The 21,513-nt window shown below is 70.6% G+C and carries 16 protein-coding genes; 9 read left to right on the top strand and 7 right to left on the bottom strand.

Annotated elements, in window-relative coordinates; translation table 11 throughout:
* Positions 1–87: 87 nt before the first annotated feature.
* The 6 genes from FHS23_RS00355 to FHS23_RS00330 form a co-directional block, all read right to left on the bottom strand.
* The gene (locus FHS23_RS00355) at positions 88–1,032 is read right to left on the bottom strand and encodes a protein kinase domain-containing protein (protein ID WP_183646028.1); all 945 of its coding nucleotides are present in this window, start codon (positions 1,030–1,032) and stop codon (positions 88–90) included.
* A 17-nt stretch (positions 1,033–1,049) separates the two neighbouring features.
* A complete protein-coding gene (locus tag FHS23_RS00350; RefSeq protein WP_183646026.1) occupies positions 1,050–2,756 on the bottom strand; it encodes a protein kinase domain-containing protein in 1,707 nt (568 codons plus the stop codon).
* A gap of 195 nt (positions 2,757–2,951) precedes the next feature.
* Positions 2,952–3,347, bottom strand: coding sequence for a hypothetical protein (locus tag FHS23_RS00345; RefSeq protein ID WP_183646024.1), 396 nt, complete (start codon positions 3,345–3,347; stop codon positions 2,952–2,954).
* A 237-nt stretch (positions 3,348–3,584) separates the two neighbouring features.
* A complete protein-coding gene (locus FHS23_RS00340; protein ID WP_183646022.1) occupies positions 3,585–4,724 on the bottom strand; it encodes a hypothetical protein in 1,140 nt (379 codons plus the stop codon).
* 649 nt (positions 4,725–5,373) lie between these two features.
* The gene (locus tag FHS23_RS00335) at positions 5,374–5,688 is read right to left on the bottom strand and encodes a hypothetical protein (protein WP_183646020.1); all 315 of its coding nucleotides are present in this window, start codon (positions 5,686–5,688) and stop codon (positions 5,374–5,376) included.
* Positions 5,689–5,856: 168 nt separating this feature from the next.
* Positions 5,857–6,210 carry a chorismate mutase gene (locus FHS23_RS00330; RefSeq protein WP_183646018.1) on the bottom strand — a complete coding sequence of 118 codons (354 nt, stop codon included), beginning with the start codon at positions 6,208–6,210 and terminating at the stop codon, positions 5,857–5,859.
* A gap of 220 nt (positions 6,211–6,430) precedes the next feature.
* On the opposite strand from FHS23_RS00330, the gene pcrA reads away from it, so the two are divergent.
* A complete protein-coding gene (pcrA, locus tag FHS23_RS00325; RefSeq protein WP_183646015.1) occupies positions 6,431–8,854 on the top strand; it encodes a DNA helicase PcrA in 2,424 nt (807 codons plus the stop codon).
* A gap of 483 nt (positions 8,855–9,337) precedes the next feature.
* Positions 9,338–9,673: a hypothetical protein gene (locus FHS23_RS00320; RefSeq protein ID WP_183646013.1), complete on the top strand. Its 336-nt coding sequence runs from the start codon at positions 9,338–9,340 to the stop codon at positions 9,671–9,673.
* A 151-nt stretch (positions 9,674–9,824) separates the two neighbouring features.
* Here FHS23_RS00320 and FHS23_RS00315 read toward each other — a convergent pair whose 3' ends face one another.
* A complete protein-coding gene (locus tag FHS23_RS00315) occupies positions 9,825–10,547 on the bottom strand; it encodes a M23 family metallopeptidase (protein ID WP_183650464.1) in 723 nt (240 codons plus the stop codon).
* 770 nt (positions 10,548–11,317) lie between these two features.
* On the opposite strand from FHS23_RS00315, the gene FHS23_RS00310 reads away from it, so the two are divergent.
* From FHS23_RS00310 to purH, 7 genes are all read left to right on the top strand, one after another.
* Complete coding sequence (locus tag FHS23_RS00310) at positions 11,318–13,111, top strand: hypothetical protein (protein ID WP_183646011.1); 1,794 nt, start codon at positions 11,318–11,320, stop codon at positions 13,109–13,111.
* Positions 13,112–13,377: 266 nt separating this feature from the next.
* Positions 13,378–14,544 carry an ADP-forming succinate--CoA ligase subunit beta gene (gene sucC / locus FHS23_RS00305; protein WP_183646009.1) on the top strand — a complete coding sequence of 389 codons (1,167 nt, stop codon included), beginning with the start codon at positions 13,378–13,380 and terminating at the stop codon, positions 14,542–14,544.
* Between the two features lie 5 nt (positions 14,545–14,549).
* Complete coding sequence (gene sucD / locus FHS23_RS00300; protein WP_183646007.1) at positions 14,550–15,437, top strand: succinate--CoA ligase subunit alpha; 888 nt, start codon at positions 14,550–14,552, stop codon at positions 15,435–15,437.
* Between the two features lie 407 nt (positions 15,438–15,844).
* Positions 15,845–16,660 carry a DUF5336 domain-containing protein gene (locus FHS23_RS00295; protein ID WP_183646005.1) on the top strand — a complete coding sequence of 272 codons (816 nt, stop codon included), beginning with the start codon at positions 15,845–15,847 and terminating at the stop codon, positions 16,658–16,660.
* Positions 16,661–16,812: 152 nt separating this feature from the next.
* Positions 16,813–18,594, top strand: coding sequence for a cell division protein PerM (locus FHS23_RS00290; RefSeq protein ID WP_183646003.1), 1,782 nt, complete (start codon positions 16,813–16,815; stop codon positions 18,592–18,594).
* A gap of 124 nt (positions 18,595–18,718) precedes the next feature.
* A complete protein-coding gene (gene purN / locus FHS23_RS00285) occupies positions 18,719–19,336 on the top strand; it encodes a phosphoribosylglycinamide formyltransferase (protein WP_183646001.1) in 618 nt (205 codons plus the stop codon).
* Entirely contained in the window at positions 19,333–20,907 is a 1,575-nt protein-coding gene (gene purH / locus FHS23_RS00280; protein ID WP_183645999.1) for a bifunctional phosphoribosylaminoimidazolecarboxamide formyltransferase/IMP cyclohydrolase, read from the top strand. Before purN ends, purH begins: the two co-directional genes overlap by 4 nt.
* Positions 20,908–21,513: the final 606 nt, after the last annotated feature.

Genomic DNA, 21,513 nt, shown 5'->3' with positions numbered 1-21,513 from the left:
GCGCGGTCGCGCATGGCGTCGAGCAGGGCCTGGCGGGTGATCCGGCCGACGAGCTCTTGAGCAGGTGCCGTAGCCGCGCCGAGCGCGTCAGAGGACGAGCACCAGCACGACGACGAGCACCACGAGCACGACGCCCCCGCCTGCGAGCAGCCACGGGCGCATCGAGCCCGCGGGCGCGGGCGCTGCCGGTGGTGGCGGCGGGGGAACGGTGATCACCCGGGGCAGCACTACGGTCGGCAGCGCGGGAGCCGTCGGCGGCACGAGCCCTTCCTCACGGCCCTTCGTGACCGCCCGCAGCGACTGCACGGTGTCCTGCATCGTGGGCCGCAGGTCCGGGTCGTCGCGCAACAGCTTCAACAGCGTCCCGGTCAGCGCGCCGCAGCGACGTGGCACCACCGGCGTACCCGTGCCGTCCTCGCCGAACGGCGGCACGCCCTCGACCGCGGCGAACAACATCGCACCGAGTGAGAAACCGTCCGACGCAGGCGAGGGTTCGACGCCACGGGCGAGTTCGGGAGCGCGGTACGCCGGGTCGGCGGGTGGTTGTGACAGACCGATGTCGGTGAGTTTGACGCCGCCGTCGTCGCACAGCAGCACGTTTCCGGGCTCGACGGCCCCGTGCGTCACGCCGATCGCGTGGGCCGTAGCCAGCGCCGCACCCAGCCGGTGACCGAGGTACGCCGCCTGCTGCGGGCTCAGCTCCCCGTGCTCGGCGAGGAAGTCGGCCATGTTGCGGCACGGCACGTACTCCATGACCGCCCACACGTCGTCCTCGTACTGCACGGCGTCGTACACGGCGATCGCCCCGGCGTGCACGACCCGCGTCGCCTGCCGGGCCTCCAGCAAGGCCGTCCGGCGGGCGGGTTCAGCAGCCTCGCCGGCCAGGGTCGGGTCGACGTACAGCCGTTTCGCCGCCACCGTCCGGTGCAGCATCGTGTCGAACGCCAGCCACACGATGCCGGCCCGACCGCGTCCGATCGGCTGGTCGAGCCGGTACCGCTTGCCGACGACGGTGCCTTCCGCGTAGTTCACACAGCGCCCCGGACGGGTCAGGGTGCAGGGACACCGGCGTCACCGGTGCTATTACTGGTGGTGCCGGTGGGCTCGGGACTCGGTGGCTGTGTCGACGGTTCCTCCGTCGACGGCGGCGGTTCCGGCGACGGCTCGGTCGTCGGCTCGGGCTCGACGTAGGTCGACGTCGGCTCCTCGTAGGTCGGTTCCGGTTCGACGTAGGTCGGTTCGGGCTCGACGTACGTCGGTTCCTCTGTCGTCGGCTCCGGGGAGCTCGTCGTCGGAGCCGGGGAGCTCGTGGACTGCGACGTCGACGTGGTGGCCGGAGCCGGGTTGCCCGCGGGTTCCGGGTCCTGGTCGCCGCTCGGGCCGCTGAACAGCCACACCGCGAACGCGGCCAGGCCGATCACGACGAGCCCGCCGACCAGGGCGGGCACCTTCCATTTGGGCTTCTCGTCGTCCTCGCCCGCGGCACCGCCACCGGCGGCCGCCGCCACCCGCGTGCCGTCGCGGTCGTAGGGGTCCTGGTCGTCCGGGTAGGCGCCGTAGCCCGCGCCCGCCGCGCCCGCGACCAGGGTGCGGTCGTCCTGGCCGTCGTAATCGTCGTAGTCGAAGTCGTTGTAGGCGGTGGCGTTGTAGGCAGTGGCGGTGTAGGCCGGGTCGTCGTAGTCGCGGTCGGGATAACCGTGGTCGGCGTAACCGCCCGCCGCGGCGTAGTCGTCGTAACCGTCGTCGTAGTAGCCGCCTGCATCGGAGCCGAGCGTGCCGGAGTGCCCTGCGGGCGGTTCCTCGGCGGCGCCCGCGGCACCGGCACCCAGTGCTGCGCCGACCGCTCCACCGGCAGCGGCGGCACCCGCGGTGCCGAGCATCGACGTCCGGTCGTCAGCGCCCGCCTCGTCGGCGGGTCCGCCGAGCGGGGTCTCACCACGGGCGACGGCGTCGAGCAGTTCCTCGCACTCCTCGGCGGTGGGCCGGTGCTGCGTCTCGGGATGCAGCATGACGGCGAGCACGCTGGTCAGCGGCCCCGACTGGCGCGGGGGGTTGATCTGCCCCGCGGCAACTGCGTGCAGCAGGCTGAGCGTGTTCTCGGACAGGCCGAACGGCGGCTGCCCCTCCGTCGCCGCGTACAGCGTCGACCCGAGCGAGAAGACGTCGGATTCGGGCCCCGGGTCGCCGCCGATGGCCACCTCTGGCGCCAGGTATGCGGGGGTGCCCGCGATCATGCCCGTCTTGGTGACCGTGACGTCGTCCTTCGCGCGGGAGATGCCGAAGTCGGTCAGCTTCACCATGCCGTTCGGCGCGAGCAGGATGTTGCCCGGCTTGATGTCGCGGTGGACGATGCCGACGGCGTGCGCGGCCTTCAGTGCCGCGGAGACCTGGGTACCGATCTGCGCGACGTCGACCGGCGAGAGTGTTCGGCCGCCCTGTAGTTCCTGCGCGAGGCTCGTCGACTCGAGGTACTCCATGACCAGACACGGCTGGCCGCTGTCGTCGGTGACGACGTCGAACACGCTGATGGCGTTCGGGTGGTGGAGGCGCGCGGCGATCCGTGCCTCGCGCATCGTGCGGGCGCGCGCGTCGTCGATCTCGTGCTCGTCGAGCCCGGACTGGAGCAGGAGCTGTTTGATGGCCACCGTGCGGTGCAGCAGTTCGTCCCGCGCCATCCACACGGCGCCCATGGCACCGGAACCGATCCGGCTCAAGACACGGTAGCGGCCCGCGATCAGGCGACCCTCGTCGCTCACGCGACCTCCTTCGGGGGCTGGTGTCTCCGGTGGTGGAGCGTAGGCACACCGATTCGACCGAGCTGGCTGGGTGTGGCCTGGACGCAACCGTTCGCTGCATCGACCACTCAGCACAGGTTAGGCCGCTCACGCTGTGCACACGAAGGCGGCACTGCGCGCACGGTAGGTCGCTCCGCACAGAGAGACGCGCGGCGGTCAGAAAGGTTGTGCCACCGAGACGAATGATACCGGTTCCGTCGTCGCTGCTCTGGGTAGCGATACGGCGGTCGCCGCCGCCGGGTTGTCGGCGGCGTTGTCATCCTCACTGGTGACGACCGCGGCCGCCACGATCGATGCGATGACCATGAGTGTCGCCACGACGAGCGCGATCAGCTTCGCGCGGCGTGCGACGGGATGCTCCGGTTCGGGATCCACCGCCGCCTGTTCGGGTTCACGGTCGGCCTGCACGCTGGGCGGGGGCAGGTACCGGCCGGGCTCGGCGAGGGTCTCGCGCAGGTAGGCGTCGTCGACGAAGTCGTCGTCCAGAATCTCCCGGTCGATGACGTCCTCGACTGCGACGCAGTCCTCACTGGCGTGCCGGCGCTCGTCCACTGTTCGGCCCTGTCTGCTCCGTCTCGTGATTCCTGTCGTGCGGACCCCTGCAGACCAGGTAACCGGCTGTCGTCGTCGATCACCAGGCCGTGTCGGTGGAGGGTTGCGGACGGACGACGAGCGGTCATCGCGATCACCCGGTTAGAGCAACTTGCAACCGCTCAACGCATGCACGTGCAAGCGAATGTGCGAGGGAACGTGCAGAAAACGTGGCATTGACCAGGTAATTTCCTGTGGTCACGCGCCGTCGGAGGAAATCTTCTCGGAGTCGTCGAACGTCAGTCGGCGGGTCTGTTCGACCGTGGTGCCGTCCTCGTACGTCACCCGGACCGTGTTGTCCGTGACGCCCTCGTACTGATCGATCGCGATGTGTTCGACCTCGAAGTAGGCGATGTCGGCGTACCGCCGCTCGAGGCCTTCGGGCCCCTGCTTGCGCAACTCGCCGCTGGTCAGTTCGTGCGCGGCTTGCGGATCCTCGGTGACGCGGTCGAAGAACGCCTGCGACCGCTGCGCCATCGCCTCCGTGTCGTGCGCCCTGCGGAAGTACAGCTGCTGGGCCGTCGACGTGGATGCGGGCGTGGGTGGGGGCTTCGACAGCGACGTCGACGGCGGCGCGGAGTCGGACGGCGCGGAGTCGGACGGCGCGGAGTCGGACGGCGCGCCGCTGCCGGGTCCGGTGGTCGCGGACGGGTCCGAACCGGTGGGCTGTGCGGGCCTGCCGGGGGAACCGTCGCGCACCGGGTCCGGAGCGGCGGTCTCGCGCGGCGTCTCCGTCTCGGACGGACTCCCGGAGGTGCTCGTCGTCGACGAGGTCGTCGACGACGTGGGGGGAACCGGCTGCTGGCCGCCGCGGTCGTCGCGCTCCTCGGGTAGCAGCGGTGCGACGGCACCGTTGCGGTCGGGCCAGCCGTCGACCGCCGCGGACTGCTCGTCGGGCCCGACCAGCAGCGTGCCCGCCACCAGCATCGCCACGACGACGGCGCCCGACGACAGGCTCGCGAACCATGCCGCCCTGCGCCAGGTCGACGGCGGCGTCACCGACGCGGGCACGGATCCGAGGTCGAAGGTGCCGAGCCCGTCGACGGGACGGACACTCACCTCGTCGGTGTCGTCTCCGCCGGTCGTGGCCGCCACGGGGGTGGACGCGGCGGCGGGAACAGGCGTGTGCCGGTGCGGTGCCGTGTCGGCGGTGGCCGGTCCCGTGGTGTCCGACAGTGCGACGCGCTGTCTGCGGGCGGGACGCTGCTGCCCCCGCGGCCTCTCCCGTGGTGGCGGTCCGGCCTGCGGTGGCGCGCTCGCCTGCGGCGGGACGGGTGCCGTCGTCTCAGCCGGGGACGGGGTGCCTGCGGGCGACGGCGCCTGGGCAGCTGACGGCATCTGGGCAGCTGACGGAGTCTGGGCGGCTGATGGAGTCTGGGGCGGAACCGACGGAAGGGTGCCCGACACCGACCCCGCGGCTCTGGCGTCGGGGGCCCACCCGCCGTCGTGAGTGGTCCGGCCGTGAGTGGTCCCGTCGTCGTGGACGGCCCTGTCGTCGAGTGCGTGCCGGCCACGGGAACGGCGGTCGTCCCGAGCCGGCCCCCGTCGGGACGGGTCATTCGTGGCGGGTTGGCCGGTGGTGGCCCGGGTCGGGTCGAAGAAGTCGAATGCGTCGCGCGAGCCGGAGGTCATGTGGTGCGGACCCCTCCTCGCGCGTCTTCTGACGTCGGGGATGCCCGGTTACGTCCGAACGGAGCAGCCGGCGAGCCCGCCGCATGCAGCAGGCCGGTGAGGGCCGCAGTGGTGACGACGGCGGCGCAGGCGGTGGTGCGGGGAGCGTGGGTGTCGGGGACGGCAGCGTGCCACGCACGCGCAGCTGCACGGTCGTATGCACGTGCGCTGCACGTTGCAGCGCACAGAGTGCCCCTCGAAACCCTCACTCGGACCAGGGTAGGAGCTTTCGGCGCTGCTGGCTGCCGCTGAGACCGTTAGTGCACGGATATCACTCCACCGGGCGCACCCTGGTTTCGTTGCGTGAGCGTCTGCGTCAGTTGCCGGAGCGGTACTTCGTCCGGGTGGACTGCAACGCCTTCGTCGCCACGGCCCCACTGCCCGCCGCGAGGAGGATCGCCACGACATCGAGGAACGCCGGGCCCGCCGTCAGCAGGAGCGCCAGCAGCGATGCGCCGGTCGTCCCTCCGGCGACGGGCCAGCGGCTGCGCACGTACTCGGCGACCGGGCCGCCGCCCGCACGTTTCGTCGCCGCGCTGTTGAGCAGCGCGAGGTACCCGGTGTGGCCAAGGGCGACGACGACGCTGGCGAGGGCGGCGACGAGCGCGATCAGGTGGATGATCGTTTCCATGTGTCCAGTGTGCCCGAATGCGGTGACATGCCGGTGGGCGGAAGCGGAACCCGCTACTCCGCGTAGGCCGGTCCCGCAGGTGCGGTGCGCGAGCGGCCCGGCCCGAGGCGCGAGTGTCCGGGGAGCCAGCGTCCCAGGCGTCAGAGCCGAGGTGTCAGTGCCGAGGTGTCAGTGTCCGAGGCGTCCGCGGCCGAGGTTCAGCAGTGCGAGCGCGAGTTGCCTGCCCTCGGGGCCGAGCTCGCGGTACCGGGCGAGCACGTCCATCTCACGGTTGTAGACGATGCGCGGACCGCCCGCGGCCATCCGCGCGGCGCCGATCGTCCGCGAGACCTCGGCGCGACGTTTGATCAGGCGCAGGATCTCGGCGTCGAGCCAGTCGATCTCCTGACGCAGGTCGTCGATCGCCGTCTCGGCGGCCGGTGCCTCGTCGGCCTGGGTGTCGGCGGCCTGCGTGTCGGCGGCCGGCACCTCCGCCGACCGGACGTCGGTGGCCTGGGAATCGTCGTGAGTCTGGGCGTTCATGTGACCCTCCGGTCGTGTCGGCGTGGCTCCGGACCCGGACCCCCGAGCCGACGAAAGCCCCGGGTCCGAGGACTCCGGGGCTTGAGGTGATGGCTGGTCAGCACGCGATCACGGGAGCCGGAGTCCGGATCCCGTAGAAAAATCGGCACGTCGCGTCGACCACGGCGCGAGTATGGCACATTCCGGCCGTGTCAGGGGCGCGAGGTAGCGTGAAGTCACAATGAGCACCCTCTTCGATCTTCCCCCGGACCAGGGCGAGCACGCCGAACTGACAGGCGACCTGAACCCGGCGCAGCGCGCCGCCGTGGAGCACGCGGGTACGCCGCTGCTGGTGGTCGCCGGCGCCGGCTCCGGTAAGACCAGGGTGCTCACGCGCAGGATCGCTTACCTGCTGGGCGCTCGTGGAGCGCACCCCGGGCAGATCATGGCCATCACGTTCACCAACAAGGCGGCCGCCGAGATGCGTGAGCGCGTCGGCGAGCTGGTCGGGCGCCGGTCGGGTGCGATGTGGATGTCGACGTTCCACTCGATGTGCGTGCGTGTGCTGCGGCGCGAGGCGAAGACCCTCGAGATGTCGTCGAACTTCTCCATCTACGACGCCGACGACGCGCGCAGGCTGTTGACGCTCGTGGCCCGCGACCTGGACCTCGATTCGAAGCGGTACCAGCCTCGCGCGCTGGCCGCCCATATCTCGAACCTGAAGAACGAGTTGATCGACTCCGAGTCCGCGGGGTCGCACGCGACCAACGACTTCGAGCGCAGGGCCGCCGAGGTCTACGTCGAATACCAGCGCAGGCTCTCGCAGGCCAACGCGATGGACTTCGACGACCTGATCATGCGGACCGTCGAGCTGTTCCAGGTGTTCCCCGACGTCGCGGAGTACTACCGGCGGCGGTTCCGCCACGTGCTGGTCGACGAGTACCAGGACACCAACCACGCGCAGTACACGCTGGTGCGCGAGCTCGTCGGCACCGAGCCGACCGAGTCCGGCGTCGAGCCCGCGGAGCTGTGCGTCGTCGGTGACGCCGACCAGTCGATCTACGCCTTCCGCGGCGCGACGATCCGCAACATCGAGGAATTCGAACGGGACTTCCCGAACGCCCGCACGATCCTCCTCGAGCAGAACTACCGGTCGACGCAGACGATCCTGTCGGCGGCGAACTCCGTGATCGCGCGGAACCCGGACCGCAGGGACAAGCGCCTGTGGACGTCCGAGGGCGACGGCGAGAAGGTCGTCGGCTACGTCGCCGACAACGAGCACGACGAGGCCGCGTTCGTCGCCGGTGAGATCGACGATCTGGTCGACCAGGGTGTGGCGAAGTACTCGGACGTCGCGGTGTTCTACCGCACCAACAACCAGTCCCGGGTGTTCGAGGAGATCTTCATCCGGCTCGGCCTGCCGTATCGCGTGGTCGGTGGGGTCCGGTTCTACGAGCGCAAGGAGGTCCGCGATGCGCTGGCGTACCTGCGGGTGCTGGCGAATCCGGACGACACCGTCAGCCTGCGGCGCATCCTGAACGTGCCCAAGCGCGGCATCGGCGACCGGGCCGAGGCCTGCGTGGCCACGCACGCCGAGCGGGAGCGGATCTCGTTCGTCTCGGCGCTGCGGGACGCGGTCGCCGACAAGGTTCCGATGCTCAACCCGCGTTCGCGGAAGGCGATCACGGCATTCGTGGAACTACTGGACGGCCTGTACGAGCTGGCCGACTCCGGTGTCGAGGTCGCCGACATCCTCGAGGCGGTGCTCGACCGCACGGGGTATCGCGCCGAATTGGACGCTTCCGACGATCCGCAGGACGCCTCACGGCTGGAGAACCTCGACGAGCTCGTCACGGTCGCGCGTGAATTCACCGAGTCGGCTGCAGAGGCGGCCGCGCTCGCCCCGGAGACCGACGCCGAGGAGGAGCCGGACGCGGGTGTCCCGGAGCCGGGATCGCTGCCCGCGTTCCTGGAACGGGTGTCGCTGGTGGCCGACGCGGACTCGATCCCCGAGTCGGACGGCGGTGACGCCGAGGAGGATGCCGACGACGCGGGCGTGGTCACCCTGATGACCGTGCACACCGCGAAGGGCCTCGAATACCCGGTCGTGTTCGGCACCGGCTGGGAGGACGGCGTCTTCCCGCACCTGCGCGCGCTCGGCGAGCCGAAGGAGCTGGCCGAGGAGCGCAGGCTCGCGTACGTCGCGATCACGCGGGCGCGCGAGCGGCTGTACGTCTCACGGGCGTTGGTCCGGACGCAGTGGGGTCAACCCGCAGCCAACCCCGCCTCCCGGTTCCTCGACGAGATCCCCGCCGAGTTGCTCGACTGGCGGCGCGAGGCCCCTTCCTCGGGAGGCGGCGGTGGTTCGCCGCGGGCCGCCACGACATGGGGCGGGCGACCGGGGACCGGCTCGGATTCGGCGCAGTCCCGGCTCGCCTCCGGCGGCATGCGGACGACCGGGTTCACGGGCGCGAGGAACGACTGGAAGGACACGGTCGCGCTCAAGCTCGACGCCGGTGACCGTGTGAACCACGACAAGTACGGACTCGGCACGGTCGTGTCGACGGACGGCACCGGTCCGCGTGCGACGGCGACGATCGACTTCGGCACGGCCGGCACGGTACGGCTGATGCTGATCGGCAGCGTGCCGATGGTGAAGCTGTAGTCCTCGCTCGGATCCTGTCCCACGGCGCATGCTCGGCCGGCGCTCCGGTCGGTTTGGTTGCCGCACTTCGATATCGCCGTTCATTCGATCGTCTGTTCGGGTGACGTTCGATCGCGTCCGCTGATTCTGTCGGATGCGCGCGATAGTCTCGACATCGAACATGAGTTCGTAGAATACTGGCTTGGTGATGTAGGCGAGTTCGGCGTATTGGTTCGCACTCGACGATGTGGTCGAGCCCTGCGATGCAGTCGAAGGCTGCGTTGTGGTCGAGCAGTTGTGGTCGAGCGCTGCGTTGTGGTTGAGCAGTTGTGGTCGAGCACTGTGATGGGTGTCGAACGATGGGGGATGACAGGTGTGGGCCGCGCGAGGAACGGTGAGACGGCATGTGGCCGGGCGACGTCGCCGAGAGGCGTTCGGTCGCGTGCGTGCGTGGACGAGCGCGGCGGCTCCGGGCGGCGTCGATTGTGCGAGGGCGGTGGCCGGGTGGGGCACCGGAATCGCCGCCGGGCGAGGTTCCGACGCGGCGGCGCCGGTCCCGAGCGGTGGTTCCTGGCGGTCCGTGCGGGCGTCCTGGAGGTGCTGGGTGGGCTACCTGCGCAGGTTTCGGCGCGGTGTGGCAGACGGGTTCCGGAGGTCGAGCGGCTGGTCGCCGCGTGGCGACTTCTCCTGCGCATGCACGAGCGCACCGGTGACGGCGGGTGCACGGTGTGCGGGCCCCGCCGTGACCGCAGGCTGTGCACGGTCTGGCAGGTCGCCGTCGGCTACTTCCTGCGCAGTCTGCCGAACGAATCGCCGTCCGAGTGGCGCAATGCGGCGTGACTCGACAGGGTCGGCGGAATCGACGACGGACCGTTCGAAGGCGGCGGGACGCGCAGTCAGGCCCGGGGCACTCGTACGCCCCCGTGTTGCGGAGCGTGGTGAACCGGCCGGACGTGAGGGACGGCGATCAGCCGAGGTTTCAGCCGAGGTTTCAGCCGAGGTTGATGCCGTGCTCGGCGAGCCAGGGCAGCGGGTCGAGCTTCTCGCCCTCGTCGGAGGTCCACACCTCGAAGTGCAGGTGCGGGCCGGTCGACTGGCCCTCGTTGCCCATCAACGCGATCTGGTCGCCGGCCTTGACTTGCTGGCCCTCGTGGACCGAGTAGCTGGAGACGTGGCCGTAGACGGTGACGGTTCCGTCGTCGCGCTGCACCTTGACCCACTGGCCGAAGCCACTGGCGGGGCCCGCTTCGATGACCGTGCCGTCGACCGCGGAGACGATCGGGGTGCCGATCGAGTTGGCGATGTCGATGCCGTAGTGGGTCGTTCCCCACCGGGCACCGAAACCGGAGGTGAACACGCCTTCGGCCGGCTTGACCACCTTCGGGCGGGCGGCCTCGATCGCGGCCTGCCGACGGGCCTCCGCCTCCGCGGCGAGGCGCTCGTCGGTGACCTGGGCGCTCCTGTTGAGCTTCTTGGCCTCCGCTGTGGCCGAGGACTCGTCGGTCGTGTCCCGCACCTGCAGCAACTGCGGGGCGGCGACCGGAGCGTCGCCGCCCATTCCCATGGCCGCACTCGCGTCATGGGAGTTCGCCAGCGGCGTCACATCCGTGCTGGTGTCCACGGAACCGGACTGGGCTTCGTTGGAGGAGGTGTTTTGAAGGGTCTGGCCCGCCGCGGCAGCGGCGAACGCGCCGGCGGCGACGGCCGCGACCATCACACGACCACGCAGGGCCGACGACGGGGCGGGCAGTCGGTGGGCGCCACGCGGACGGGCGAAAGGATCGTCGTCCATCCCGTCCAGCGCATCGTCCAGCGCAGGCGAGGTGGCTTGGCCGCTATGAGAGCGGTGTCGAGCCAAGGCAGGGGCCTTCCGTTACTCGGGGGAGTCAGCTCGCGAACGCCGGGCGGGGGAACCCGGTGGACGACCTCGGGGGTGATCGCCCTCGGTGGCGGTACCGACCTCTGGGGGGAGGTGAACCACCACACGTGTCCGTGATCTGACCGTAATGGGGACTGCGGGACAGTAACGAAGGGCTGCCTGAAGGGGCAAGGCCCCGACGTGTCTATCGACCGGACGGGGGGCGATCGGCACGGGTTCTCCGAACGCGATCACGCAAGGTACGGCGGCGATTGGTCTACTCGTGTGAGTTGGGTTACACCCGGGCAACCGGTGGTCCGGACAACCGGTGCGGAGGGCGTTCACGGCGGCGGTCGTACGGGCGGTGTGACGGTGGTGTGATGGAGTGGTGATCCCTTCCGTGACGTCGGTCGGATCGGCCCCGGGCGCTCAACGTTGCTAGCGTCGGCGCCGATGACGGTCTCCCTGTCCCTCCCCGTGCGGTGCCGGTGCCCGCGATGTCGGTGCCTCGGCCACGCGGCGGTTCCTGCTGTCGGGTCGGAGTCGCGGCGGGCCGTCCGGTGCCGACGGGTGCCGCGACGTCCCGTGTCACGCCGACGGATGCCGTGCGACCGGGTGGTACGGCCGTGAGCCCGGGAGTGCGTGACGGCGGGGCGCTGCGAGAACTCGGCGTGAGCCGGGCGACACCGGCGTTGGCCGCGGCGTTCGCGGCCGCGGTGCCGGCCTTCCTGCTGTTGGCCGCGGGTGCGTTGTTGCCCGTCGTCGAGGGTGGTGAACGCGGCCTGGCCGCCGGTCCGGTCGTCCTGGTCGTCGTTGCGGTGCTGCCGCTCGTTCTGGCGGGGGCGTTCGCGGTGCGGGGCGGCACGGTCGCCGCCGCCGGGGTGCTGATCGGCGCCGCCGCGCTCGCACCGGGGCGCGCCGTGCTGGACCTGCAGTTCGCCGTCGAGCCGTCACGGGCTTCGCGGCCGGAGCTGTATCTGCCCTCCGACCTCTACGCCCATGCTGTGGCGCCGGGGTTGTGGCTGCTCGTCGCCGGTCACGTGGTGACCGTGGTGGCGGGTGTGCTGGCCCTGCGCGCCCGCGCGGGAGGTGAGGCCGGGGCAGCGGACGGGGCCGACCCGGCCCGGCGTCTCGCGGTGGCCGTGTCCGCGGCGGTGGCGGCCGCGATCGGCCTGGTCATGCAGCCGTTCACCTCGTCCGAGGTGTATCTGCTGGCGCAGAACGCCTTCGAGGGTCCCCTCGTCGCAATGGCCGGATACCTCCTGGTGGCCGCGGCTCTGCCGGTGACGGCGGCGATCGCCGTCTCCTCGGGCGACGCGGAGCTCATGCGGGGTTCGCTGCTCGGTGCCGCGGCGGCTGGTGCCGGGCTCGCCGTCCCCGCCGTGATCGCCGCGCTCGGCCTCGAGACTCTGGGCCTGTCCGTCGGCCCGGTCCTGGCGCTGGCCGGGCTGGTGGTGCTGGTCGTCGCGGCGCTCGCCCGGATTCCCGCGGCCGACGCGGCCGGTGAGGACGAGGCCGACGTGCGACTGCCGGGCAGTGTGCGACTGCGGGCGGCCGCGGGGGTCGGAGCCCTCGTCGCGGGTGCGTGTGCCGTGATCGGCGCCGTGACGCCCCAGCTCCAGACGCAGGGGCCGATCGCGGCGCCGGAGAGCCCGGCCCGGTGGTCGTTGCTGGCGGCGGGCCTCGTCGTCGGGGTGCTCGGGGTGGCGATGCTCGTGCCTCGGATAGCGGCGCTCGTGCGGCCTGTGTTGTCGGTGGCCTGGGCCGCCGTGCTCGTCGCGGGAACCGCGGTGCTGGACACCGCCGTCACCGCCACCGGCTCGGCGGGCGGTGTCGCCTCCTCCGGCCCCGGCGTCGTCTGGACGTGGGTCGCGATGTTCGTCGCCGCGCTGACGGCGTGTGCGTCGGTGGTCGCGGGCGCCGTCGAGCGGGACGACCTCGACGACGCGGGCCGGGCCGACGAGGAGGCCGACGACGCGGCCGAGGTCGGCGGCCGGCGCACGCCGGTGGTCCTCCTCGGGGCTCTGGCGGTCGCGGGCGTGCTGACCGTTGTGGCGTTCGGGCTGCCCGTGTTCACCGCACCCGACTACGTGGCCGCGGGGTTGTGGGCGCGTCTCGGCACACCCTCGTGGGGGCTGCTCGCCGGGACGGCGGTCGTGCTCGGTGCGCTGGTGCTGGCGGCCCGCAGCAGGCAGGCGCCGGCGGTCGGTCTGCTGTGCGGTGCGGGCGTCGTGCTCGCGTTGCACGCCGCGTCGTTCCCGCTGAGCCGCGGGGAGATCGCGGGGGTGAGCGCAGGTCCGGGATTCTGGTGCGCGTTCGCGGCGGTCGTCGCGGTGCTGGTGGCCGCGATGGCGGCGGCGCTGACACGGCCCGCTGCGGGCGGCGCCGTATCCGCGGCGGGGCGACGGAAAAGTCACTGACGCGACGATTCCCGCGCAGAATGTCGACCTACTACCCGGTAACTGTTCGGGAATGAGTGCTGAATGGTTTCAGTCGAAGGCGATCTGTGCCACATTTCCCAGCTCAGGGGCGGTCTGGTGACCGAGTTCACCAGAGGTGGGCGCGGCGTGTCGAGGGTGGCTCGATAGGGTCGTGCACGTCCGGCAGCACGGTTTGTAAAACCAGCGTCTCGCAAACCGTTGGTCGTGCAAACCAGAGTGGCGTGTGTCGTCAGGAGACTGAAGTAGTGGACCTCTACGAATATCAGGCGAAGGATCTCTTCGCCGCCCACGGCGTGCCGGTACTGCCCGGCGCCGTGGCGAGCACCCCGGAAGAAGCGCAGGCCGCGGCCGAGAAGATCGGTGGGCAGGTCGTCGTCAAGTCGCAGGTGAAGACCGGCGGCCGCGGTAAGGCGGGCGGCGTCAAGCTGGCCGAGAACTCCGCGGAGGCGAAGGAGAAGGCCGAGGCCATCCTCGGTCTGGACATCAAGGGTCACATCACACGGCGGGTGTTGGTGACCGAGGCGTCGGACATCTCCGAGGAGTACTACTTCTCGTTCCTGCTCGACCGCGCCAACCGCACCTTCCTCGCGATGGCCTCGGCCGAGGGCGGCGTCGAGATCGAACAGCTCGCCGTCGAGCGCCCCGATGCGCTCGCGCGAGTGGCGATCGACCCGCTCGAAGGCGTCGACAAGGCGAAGGCCCTCGACATCCTCACTCAGGGCAAGTTCCCCGAGGCCGTCAAGGACGAGGCCGCGGACGTCGTCGTGAAGCTGTGGGAGACCTTCGTGGCCGAGGACGCCACGCTGGTCGAGATCAACCCGCTGGTCCGCGACCCGCAGGACAAGATCGTCGCCCTCGACGGCAAGGTCACCCTCGACGGGAACGCCGACTTCCGGCACCCCGCGCACGAGGAGCTCGTCGACAAGGAGGCCGAGGACCCCCTCGAGGCCAAGGCCAAGGCGAAGGACCTCAACTACGTCAAGCTCGACGGCCAGGTCGGCATCATCGGTAACGGTGCCGGTCTCGTCATGTCGACGCTCGACGTCGTCGCCTACGCGGGCGAGAACCACGGCGGCGTGAAGCCGGCGAACTTCCTGGACATCGGTGGCGGTGCCTCGGCCGAGGTCATGGCCGCCGGCCTGGACGTCATCCTCGGCGACCCCGACGTCAAGAGCGTGTTCGTCAACGTCTTCGGCGGCATCACCGCCTGTGACGCGGTCGCGAACGGCATCGTCGAGGCGCTGAAGATCCTGGGTGACGACGCGACCAAGCCCCTCGTCGTGCGCCTGGACGGCAACAACGTCGAGGAAGGCCGCCGCATCCTCAACGACGCCAACCACCCGCTGGTCACGCAGGTGGACACCATGGACAACGCGGCGGACAAGGCCGCCGAGCTGGCGGCAGGAGCGTAAGAGACATGTCGATCTTCCTCGATTCCAGCAGCAAGGTCATCGTCCAGGGCATCACCGGGTCCGAGGGCACCAAGCACGCGACCAAGATGATCGCCGCGGGCACCAACATCGTCGGCGGTGTCAACGCTCGTAAGGCAGGCCAGACCGTCACGATCGCCGAGAAGGAGCTGACGGTGTTCGGCTCGGTCGGCGAGGCCATGAAGGAGAAGGGCGCCGACGTCAGCGTCATCTTCGTGCCGCCGAAGTTCGCCAAGGACGCGGTCATCGAGGCCATCGACGCCGAGATCCCGCTGGCCGTCGTCATCACCGAGGGCATCCCGGTGCACGACGCGGCCTACTTCTGGGCGCACGCCAAGTCGAAGGGCAACAAGACCCGGATCATCGGGCCGAACTGCCCGGGCATCATCTCGCCGTCGCAGTCCAACGCGGGCATCATCCCGGCGAACATCACCGGCCCCGGCAAGATCGGCCTGGTGTCGAAGTCCGGCACGCTGACGTACCAGATGATGTACGAGCTGCGTGACATCGGCTTCTCCACCTGCGTCGGCATCGGCGGCGACCCGATCATCGGCACCACGCACATCGACGCGCTCGAGGCGTTCCAGGCCGACCCGGAGACCGACGTCATCGTGATGATCGGCGAGATCGGTGGCGACGCCGAGGAGCGTGCGGCCGAGTACATCAAGGCCAACGTCACGAAGCCCGTCGTCGGCTACGTCGCCGGCTTCACCGCGCCCGAGGGCAAGACGATGGGCCACGCCGGCGCCATCGTGTCGGGTTCCGCGGGCACGGCGCAGGCCAAGAAGGAAGCGCTCGAGGCCGCAGGCGTGAAGGTCGGCAAGACACCGACCGAGACCGCCGACCTGGCGCGGGAGCTGTACAAGGCACTGTGAGCCGAACGGCTCCGAGTTCCACGGCTCCGCTGTCGGTCGGGCGCCGGTGAGGCCGGGAGGCCGAGCCGGCCGTGCGGCGAGCGGGGCCGGAGTTCTCCGGAAACATTCACGAGGGACCGGGCACTTCGGTGCTCGGTCCCTCGTCGTGTGTCGGGGGACCGGTGTGCGGTGCGCCGTCCGGCCGGTGCGCGGGCGCTGATGCCGTTGTCGGTCCGCCGTGGATCGGTCGGCCCCGGCGTGAAACCGGACGGGCGAATCAGCCGTCTAACCACAAACGGCTCAGGCCGGTGCGCTAACGTCCGTGCTGTGGCCGTCGGCACGGCGCGGCCGCGTATCCCCGGGTCACACACGGCGGGTGAGACCGCTCCGCCGTGCTCGCGAGCAGAATCACGACAGGAGAACAACGGATGAGCTTCCCGAGCGGCGGCCCCGGCACGGGTGGATTCCCCGGTCAGGGCCCGCAGCAGCCGCAACAACAGTTCCCGGGGCCGCCCGCGCCGCCCGCAGGCGGCGGGGGCATGAAGATCAGCCTGCCGCAGATTCTCTTCCTCGCGACGGCCGGTCTCGGCCTGCTGAACCTGTTCCTCGGCTTCGCGAACTTCGGGGTGCCCGAGGTTCCCGAAGGAGCTCCGGAGGGGTACGACCCCGGCCCGGGTATCGGCTTCTACGAGAACCCGTCGGTGGCGTGGCTGCCGATGATGTTCTTCCTCAGTGGTCTCGCCGCGCTGCTGACGATCCTGCCGGGTGAGCACAAGCCCGGTCCGTGGCCCGCGCTGTTCGCGGTCGGTGTGCTGCTGCCGTTCCTGTTCATCACGTTCGCCAGCGAAGGCTCGTACGGCGCCGGTGCGGTCATGATCCTGATCTTCGGCATCGTCCAGACGCTGGCGGCCGTCGCGGCGTACCTGTTCGACGAGAACATCATCAAGCCGCCGCAGCCGTCGTCGCAGCCCGCGGGCCAGCCCGGTCAGTTCGGCCAGCCCGGCCACGGCGGGTTCGGTCAGCCGGGCCCGCAGTCCGGCGGCTTCCCGCAGCCCGGTCAGCCGGGGCCGCAGGGCCAGCCCGGTCAGCAGGGCCAGCCCGGCCAGCCTCCGCAGCCGGTGAACAACCCGCACCAGCAGCCGACGACGTACGCCTCGCAGCAGGGCCAGTTCTTCCAGCCGCAGGAGAACCAGCAGCCCCAGGGCGGCCAGCCCGGTCAGCAGGGCCCGCAGCAGGGGAGCTGATCCCTCGCGGCGACTGTCGCATCACGAACGCCCACGGCCGGTCACCGGTCGTGGGCGTTCGTCGTCGGGTGCTGTAGCCGGGCGGGGTCGGGCGATGTGGCAAGCGCGACCCGGTTGGGCGAACGTGATTCTCGTCAGATCCTCTCGGCGGCGTGGCGCGCCTCGTCGGGGCGGGGTCGTTTGCGATGGTCGAGGGCATGAGCCTGCTCGCCTCCACCTTCCGTTCCGCGCATGCGGACGGCGAGCCGGTATCCCGTTCCGTATGGGTACGGGCGCTGGCGATGGCCGCGCTGGCCCCGATCGTGACCGGTCTGCTGGCGACGGCGGCACTGTTGACGTTGATCCTCGCGATCGCCACGTCGTCGCACTTCTCGACCGAAGCGGTGCTGGCGACGACGGGGCCCGTGTGGCTGGCGGCGTACCAGGTGCCGCTCGAGATCGACGGCCTGCCACTGGGTGTACTGCCGTTGCTGCCGACGGTGCTGGTGTGCGTGCTGATCGCGCGGGCGGCGTCCGGCGCGGCCCAGCGGCTCGGCTGTGCGACGCCGGACCGCGCGCCGCTGCTGATCGGCGTCGTCGCCGGTACGCACGCGGTGGTCGGCTGTCTCGTCGCGTTGCTGACGGGCGATGCGTTCATCACCGTCGACGTGCTGACGGCCGTGTTCGTCGCGGCGCTGGTGTCGGGCCTGGCTGCGACGGCAGGCGTCGCGAAACCGTGCGGTCTGACGACCGTGGCGCGCCGCTATCTCGATCCGCTCGCCGTGGCCGGCCTGCGGGCGGGCGCGTTGGGACTGGCCGGGCTGATCGCCGCGGGCGCGCTGACGCTGTTGCTGGCGACGGCGCTGTCGGCCTCGACGGTGGCGCAGCTGTCCGCAGAGGTGGCGCCCGGCGCGGGCAGCACGACGGGGCTGTGGCTGCTGTCGGTGGGCTACGTGCCGAACGCGGTGGTCATGGCGATGGGCTTCGCGACCGGGCCCGGCCTGCAGCTCGGCGGTGTCGAGATCGGACCGTTCTCGTTCACCGGCGGCGGGGTGCCGCCGTTCCCGTTGCTCGGGGTGCTGCCGGACGAGCAGGCGGCGTGGTGGCCGGTGCTGATGCTGCTGCCTGCGGCGGTAGGCGCGGGCGTCGGCTGGTGGCTGCGGAGGTGCCACGACGATCCGGTGGCACGCCTGCGGACCGTCGGCGTCGCGGGCGCGCTGGTCGGTTTCGGCACGGTCGTCGCCGGTTTCCTCGCGGGCGGGCGACTCGCCACGGGACCGTTCGACCCGGTGGGGATTCCGCTCGGGTTCGTGTCGATCGCGGCGTTCCTGTGGATCGCCGTTCCCGGCGCCGTCGTCGCATGGTTCGCCGGACCGCGGCCGGAGCCGGTCCGGCCCGCCGACTCGGAGACCGAGGACGGCGGGAACGTCGACGCCGACGAGGGCGACACCGGGACCGAGGATGACACCGGGACCGAGGACGACGTGTCCGAGGACGAGGTCGACGCGGAGACGTCCGATGACGAGGCATCCGATGCCGATGCCGATGCCGATGACGCGGACGCGGACGCGGACGACGACCTCGACACCGACACCGACGAGACCGGCCATCCCGAGGACACGGATTCCGAGCATCTCGACACTGCGGACACCGCCGACGAGGCGGATGACACAGGGGACTCGGACGACCCCGCCGGCGCCGAGGATGCAGACGCCGAGACGCCAGCTGGCACGGACGGCGACGGGGACAGCGGCGGCGACATCGTCGTCGACGACGTCGACGACGAACTCGATGTCCCCGACCACGCCGACGAGACCGGCACCGACGACCGCGACGACGCCGACGACCGCGACGACCGCGACGACGCCGACGACACCGACGACCGCGACGACACCGGTCGAGACCGGCGTGACGACTCCGGAGGTCCGAGCGCCGCGGGTGAGCGCACGGTGTGACGGGCGCCCCTCGCGCTCGCCCTCGCCGAGCCGGCTGAAACCCCGGCGTTAGGGTGGTGCCACCAGGTCATGCGATGTGCGCGGTCGTGCACTACCGGCGAGGAGAAGCGTTCTGGTTACCAGGTTGGAGTTGCCGGCACCGGCGAAACTGGTCGTTCTCGCCTCGGGATCCGGCAGCCTGTTGCAGGCAGTGCTCGATGCGACCGCGGAACCGTCGTTCCCCGCCACCGTGGTGGCCGTGGGCACCGACCGCAAGGACGTCGAAGCGCTCGAGCGGGCCGAACGAGCCGGGATTCCGCGGTTCACGGTCCGCACCGCTGACCATCCCGATCGTGGCGCGTGGGACGCGGCATTGACCGAGGCCGTGTCGGTGCACGAGCCCGACCTGGTCGTCTCGGCCGGTTTCATGAAGCTGCTCGGGCCCGCGTTCCTGGCGGCGTTCCCGAACCGGGTCATCAACACGCATCCGGCGCTACTGCCCGCGTTCCCGGGCATGCACGCGGTCGCCGATGCGCTCGCACTGGGGGTCAAGGTCACCGGGTCGACGGTGCATTTGGTCGACACCGGTGTCGATACGGGGCCGATCATCGCGCAGGACCCGGTGGTCGTGGAGCCCGACGACGACGAGTCGAGCCTGCACGAGCGGATCAAGGTGACAGAGCGTCGCCTGCTCGTGGAGGTGATCGCGAAGCTGGCCCGTGCGGGGTGCACGGTGGACGGACGAAAGGTGAGGTTGTCGTGAGCGAGCAGACTCCTGGTGGGGCCGGGCAGCGCCGGATTCGGCGTGCGCTGATCGGTGTATCGGACAAGGCGGGCCTGCTCGAGCTCGGCACCGGCCTGCACGCCGCCGGGGTGGAGATCGTGTCGACGGGCGGCACGGCGAGGGTGCTCGCCGATGCGGGCGTGCCGGTGACGAAGGTCGAGGAGGTCACCGGGTTCCCCGAGTCGTTCGACGGCCGGGTCAAGACGCTGCACCCGCGGGTCCACGCGGGCCTGCTGGCCGACCGCGGCAACGCCGAGCACGAGTCGCAGCTGGGATCGCTCGACATCGCGCCGTTCGACCTGCTCGTGGTGAACCTGTACCCGTTCGAGCAGACGGTCGCCTCCGGTGCGAGCCCGGAGGACTGCGTCGAGAACATCGACATCGGCGGCCCGGCGATGGTGCGCGCCGCGGCGAAGAACCACGGCAGCGTGGGCGTCGTCGTCGACCCGTCCAACTACGAGTGGGTGCTCGAACGTGTGCGCGCGGGCGGGTTCACGATCGAGGAGCGCAAACGGCTGGCCGCGCGGGCGTACGCGCACACCGCGTCGTACGACACCGCGGTGGCGTCGTGGTTCGCGAGTTCGTACGCGCAGGCCGACGAGTCCGGATACGCGGACTTCGTGGGTGCCACGTGGGAGCGCGGCGACGTGCTCCGGTACGGCGAGAACCCGCACCAGTCGGCCGCGATGTACCGCCGCGTGGGCGAGCCGGGCATCGCCCACGCCGAGCAGCTGCACGGCAAGGCCATGTCGTACAACAACTACGTCGACACCGATGCCGCCCGCCGCGCGGCGGCCGACTTCGACGAACCGGCCGTCGCGATCATCAAGCACGCCAACCCGTGCGGTATCGCGCTGGGCGACGACATCGCCGAGGCGCACCGCAATGCGCACGCGTGCGACCCGGTGTCGGCGTTCGGCGGCGTGATCGCGGCGAACCGCCCGGTGTCGCTGGCGATGGCCGAACAGATCGCGGACGTGTTCACGGAGGTCGTGCTCGCCCCGGCGTTCGACGACGACGCCCTCGAGGTGCTGACCCGCAAGAAGAACGTGCGACTGCTGACGCTGCCCGTCCCGGAGGCGGGCCCGGTGGAACTGCGGCCCATCTCGGGCGGCATGTTGATGCAGAGCGCGGACCGGATCGACGCCGAGGGCGACGACCCGGCGGACTGGACGCTCGCGGCCGGCACTCCCGCGGACGAGCGAACCCTCGCCGACCTGCGGTTCGCCTGGCGGGCGATCCGCGCGGTGAAGTCGAACGCGATCCTGCTGGCCCACGACCGCGCCACCGTCGGTGTCGGCATGGGGCAGGTCAACCGGGTCGACTCGTCGCGGCTGGCGGTGCAGCGCGCGGGTGAGCGAGCGCAGGGTTCGGTCGCAGCGTCGGACGCGTTCTTCCCGTTCCCCGACGGCCTCCAGGTGCTGCTCGACGCGGGCGTGCGCGCGGTGGTGCAGCCGGGTGGTTCGGTGCGGGACGCCGAGGTGATCGCCGCTGCCGAGGCGGCGGGCGTCACGCTGTATCTCACGGGAACACGCCACTTCGCTCACTGAGCCGGTTCCGCTTCCTCCGCCCCGGCGCCGCGATGTGGAGCCGGGGCGGAGGTGTCTACGCCGGCGGTTCCGATCCCCCGTCCCCTTCATGGGGGATTCGCAGCCGTCCGAGCCGGATGTGCCGAACCCTGTCGGGGTAGGCGAGCCGCCTCCCGATAGGCGAGACCGGAGCGAGTCGGGGCCCGCCCGCTTCGAGTGACCGCAGGAGGGTCAAGAATCTCTGCGAGTCGTCCGCACTGTCCGGCGAAAATTCTCGACGGTGGTGTGGCCGGCATTCGCGAGGCCTGTCGAGGATTTCGCCTTCGGGAAACGTAATCGCGTCATCACCGTATGTGCGGTGCATGAACGGACGGTTTTAACCGAACATGCGGACTATTAGGTTGACGTCTTGCGGTGCTTTTTGTCCGCGATCTACGGGTCATTGTCGACTTTTTCCGCGGTGAGTGATCCTGGCTGTCGCCGGTAACGCGAGAGGGCGGGAGCGCGAAACAGTCCGGTAGAAGGGATTTCAACTGGGTTGACGATCATTCTACTGCCGTCACTTCATGACAGTTGTCCGCTGACTTATTCCGTTTCGTCGATTCGATCACATCTACGATTACGATT

This window comes from Prauserella isguenensis (assembly GCF_014191605.1).
In the GTDB taxonomy this organism is placed as follows: domain Bacteria; phylum Actinomycetota; class Actinomycetes; order Mycobacteriales; family Pseudonocardiaceae; genus Prauserella; species Prauserella isguenensis.
The sequence above is the reverse complement of the archived record's forward strand: the minus strand, read 5'-3'. Positions and strand labels throughout refer to the sequence as shown.